A 4,174-nucleotide genomic window follows, 5' to 3' on the forward strand; every position below is an offset into this window, starting at 1 on the left:
CACCCTCAACTCCTCCGGGTTTTTTTGGGTGTGTGGTGGGGGGTGGGTCGGGGGGGGGGGGGGGGGGGGCCGGGCGGCCCCGCCCCCCCGCCCCGGCAGGATCCGTTCCCGCAGGGTCTGCGCGCCGCACTCCTTGGCCAGGTGCCAGGCGCGCCGGTTGACCATGTTGGCCCGGCCCGGGTCCCCGCACTCCTTGAACGCGTCGCCCAGGTCGGCCATGGCGCGGGCGAGTTCGAGCCGGTCCCCGGAGCGGCGCAGTTCGTCGACGGCGCGGGCGAGCAGCGCGGGCCGCTCGGCGGGCTCGGACAGCGCCCCCTTCAGCCTCAGGGTGAGGCCGTTCACCCAGGGGTGGGCGACGTCCCGCGAGGCGTTCTGGTCGGCGACAAGGCGCGTCGCCTGGCGGACCTCGCCGAGCTGGAGCAGCGCATCGGCGGCGTAGGCACGCCAGGGGAGCACGACGGGGCGGTCGATGCCCCAGCGGCGCATGGTCCGGCCGATGTCGAGGTAGTCGGCGAGCGCGGCCTGGTAGCGGTTGGTGGCGAAGTAGTAGTCGCCGCGCGCCTTGAGGTGGGCGAGCAGTTGAAGGCTTCCGGCGAGGCGCTCGGGCTGCGGGCGGCAGACCTCGCGTCCCGCGTCGTCGTGCCGGCCCATGGGGGTGCGTGCGGCGGCCAGGGTGGCGCGCGCCCAGCTGTGGAAGAGGCTGTCGTCGTGTTCGGGCACGGCGGCGCGGGCCTCCAGGGCGAGCGCCTCGGCCCCAAGCAGGTCGCCCTGGCGCAGCAGCACTTCGGCCCGGGTGAGGGCGAACACGGCCTGCCAGCCGGGCGCGCCGCGGCGGGCGGCCGCGTCCATGAAGGTCTGCGTCCAGGGCAGGGCGCGGCGCGGTCCGTCGAGGTGCAGCAGGGCGCGCAGGGCCTGCAGCACGGGGGCGAGGGTGGTCTCGGCGAGGCTGGTGCGGCGCAGCAGCGCCTCCGCGCTCTCCACGCCGCGGGGTGCGCGTTCCCAGTCGGGCACGCCCCAGAACGCCACCGCCCAGCCGGGCCCCTGCGGGGTGGGGGCGGGAGGCGTCACGGCGGTCGCGGTGCCGGCCGGGGCCGCCGGAGCCGTTCTGCGGCTCGCGTGGTCCCGTTGGCGGGGCAGGGTGACGGCCGACGCGGGACGCGGGGACCAGTGCGGGAAGGCGGAGAGTCCGTCAAGCGGTACGCGGCCGGGGTCGTCCCACGAGCTCCCCTCCCCCGTACCCGTGTTGGCCTCGAGTTCGTGGAGCGCCTCGGCCGCCTCGTCGATCCGGCCCTGGGTGACCAGGAGGCGGGCGAGCCGGGCCGCGGCGGGGGCCGGGAGCCGGCCGGCGCGCGCGGCGGCGAGCGGCTCGGCCAGCTCCTGTTCCGCGGCGGCCGGGTCGACGGCGAGCCGAGCGGCGGCCAGAGCGGTGCGCAGTCCGGCGCTCTCCGTCTCGTCCGTGGTGCCGGCCAGGGCCGCCTCCAGGCACTCCAGGGCCCGCCGGTGGTCCCCGTCGGCCAGCCGCCGGTCGGCGGCGGCGCGCAGGACCGGGCCCGCCCCGGCGGGCATCGGGTCGCCGGCCGCCAGCAGCAGGGCCGCCACCTCGGTGGCCGAGTGGCCCTGCGCATGGGCGAGTTCGGCGGCTCTCAGATGGCGCCGTGCGCGCATGCCGGCGTCCAGGTGGTCGAGTACGGCCGTGCGCGTGGCGGGGTGCCGGAAGGCCGTACCGTCGAGGAGGCCCGCGGCGCTCAGGGCGTCCAGGCAGGTCCGCACCTCGGTCTCCGGCAGATCCAGCAGGTGGGCGGCGGAGGAGGGCGTGGCGAGTCTGCCCAGGACGGCAACCGCCGCCGCGACGTCCTCGGTTCGGCTGCCGCAGCGCCGCAGGCAGGTGAGGAAGGCCTGGACGAAGGCCCGGCCGGGCCCACCGTCCTCGGTCAACGCCCGCAGCAGCAGCGGGTTCCCGCCGCTGAGCGCATGGGCCTCGGCCGCGCTCGGGCTCGTACCGGAGGCCCGCTCCAGAGCCGTCTCGACGTCCGCCCGGGTGAGCGGTTCGAGCCGTATCCGCGCGAAGCCCGGCCGGCGCAGCAGGTCGGTGCCGAGCTCCGGGTCGTCGCTTCGCTCGTGCGGTGACTCGGCGAACACCAGCAGGACCCTGGCCTGCCGCAGACGGCCTGCCAGATGGAGCAGATAGCGGCGGGACGGCTCGTCGACGAGATGGAGGTCGTCGACGCAGAGGGCCAGCGGTGTGTGTTCGGCGAGCCGCTGCACCGCGGCGGCGAAGGCCTGGCGGGCCGCGACACGGCCGGCTCCGGCCGTCGCCTCCGGTGCGGTCGGCGGGGTGTCGAAGGCGCCCTCGGGGGCGGCGGCGGCCAGCTGGCCGATTACCCCGAACGGAATGTTCCGTTCGGCCCGGGTTCCCTCCGCGTGCAGTACCAGCAGCCCTTCCGCTTCGGCCATTTCAGTTACGGATTCAATCAACTCGGTCTTTCCGCAGCCCACCACGCCTTCGACGAGCACGATCCGGGCCGCCCCCTCGGCGGCCTCCCGTACCGCGGATTCGAGCAAGCGGATTTGACTTTTCCGATCCATACGCATCGCCGCCGCCTCACCATCCCCCGTTGTTAAGGAAGCCGAAAACCCACTGGGAATTCCGAGGTCAGTGCCGGAATCCCCCCGTGGCTCTCTCCAGTTGCCACCATGACTTCCCCAAGAAAACGCAAAGCGATTCCTTTGCGCGGGGCAACTGTCCTTCTAGACGCCCAGTCTAGGCAGCGCGTTGGGCTGCCCCGCTGGCCGAAAGCTGCACGGCAGCAAGTCACCCCGGCGCCCCGCCGGGGCGCCGTCAAGCGGGCAGAATCAGCCGCGGGACGGTCCTCGGGTGGCCGGGCCTGCGCCACTCGCGGGGGTAGCCGACCGACACCTCCTCGAAGCGCACACCGTCGTGGAACGTCGTGCGCGGGATGTGCAGATGTCCGTACACCACGGCGGCGGCGCGGAACCGCACGTGCCAGTCGGCGGTCAGCTCGGTACCGCACCACTGGGCGAACTCGGGGTGGCGGAGTATGTCGGTGGGGGTGCGCACCAGGGGGAAGTGGTTGACCAGGACGGTCGGCAGGCTCGGGTCGCACTGGGCGAGCCGCCGTTCGGTCTCGGCGACCCGCGCCCGGCACCAGGCGTCGCGGCTCGGGTAGGGGTCCGGGTGCAGCAGGAACTCGTCGGTGCACACCACCCCGGCCGCGTAGGCCTGCTCCAGGGATTCCTGCCTGGTGGCGGCGGTCGGAGTGCGGAACGTGTAGTCGTACAGAAGGAACAGCGGCGCCACCACGGCGGGTCCGCCGGGCCCGCACCACACCGGGTACGGGTCCTCCGGGGTGTGCACGCCCAGGCCGCGGCAGATCTCCACGAGCCGGCGGTAGCGCGCGTCGCCGCGCAGCTGCACCGGGTCCTCGTGGGCCGTCCACAGGTCGTGGTTGCCCGGCACCCACACGACCCGCGCCCACCGCTCGCTGAGCACCCCGAGCGCCCATTCCACGTCGGAGAGCAGTTCCCCCACGTCACCCGCGACGAGCAGCCAGTCCGCCGGGTCGTCCGGCCGCAGCCGCTCCAGGATGCGGCGGTTCTCCTCGAACGCTACGTGCAGGTCACTGATGGCCATCAGCTTTCCGTGCGGCATTCGCCGACCCTAGGCTCCGCGGCCCGGCGCCGAGTACCCCTGAAGCCCCCTAGGTGTGCCGACCGGACAGGCTGGTGACGCGGCCGGCCGGCGTGAGCACGCTCCCCGGGCTCTCGGCCCCGCTCGAGCAGGGGACCCCCATGACGCCGCCGGGCCCGCCCTCCGGGCGGACGACGGGGAGGTGACGACAGGACCCGAGCCGCACGGCGAACCAACCGGCATGACAACCGTATGGCAGGCCCGCGGCGGGACCTGCCGCGCGTAGCAGGGGACAGGCGCTTCGGAGCCACTCGCAGGACCGGTACGCCCCGGCCGGCGGGCTCTTCGTTGAGGCCGGCACAGGGATTCGCGACGGTGGCAACACCGCCGCGGCCCGCCCGGCAGCGGCCCGTTCAGCAAGGGTGATCCCCATGATCGAAGCGCTGCTCCCGGCCGCGGGGGGCGCGGGGGGGGCGCCCCCCCCGCCCCCCCCCCCCCCCCCCCCACCACCCCCCGCGCGCGCCG

The 4,174-nt window shown here is 74.9% G+C and carries 2 protein-coding genes; both read right to left on the reverse strand.

Annotation, left to right across the window (positions count from 1 at the left end; all coding sequences use genetic code 11):
* A partial coding sequence (locus ACFW2E_RS40780; RefSeq protein ID WP_384475349.1) for an AAA family ATPase occupies positions 1–2,592 on the reverse strand: 2,592 nt, incomplete at its 3' end.
* 247 nt (positions 2,593–2,839) lie between these two features.
* Entirely contained in the window at positions 2,840–3,670 is an 831-nt protein-coding gene (locus ACFW2E_RS40785; RefSeq protein WP_384475352.1) for a metallophosphoesterase family protein, read from the reverse strand.
* Positions 3,671–4,174 lie beyond the last annotated feature (504 nt).

It is taken from the genome of Streptomyces sp. NPDC058964, assembly GCF_042741275.1.
Taxonomy (GTDB): domain Bacteria; phylum Actinomycetota; class Actinomycetes; order Streptomycetales; family Streptomycetaceae; genus Streptomyces.

Excerpts from the sequence above, each read along its gene's own strand:
- ACFW2E_RS40785 (WP_384475352.1), bottom strand. The coding sequence starts at position 3,670 with ATGCCGCACGGAAAGCTGATGGCCATCAGTGACCTGCACGTAGCGTTC.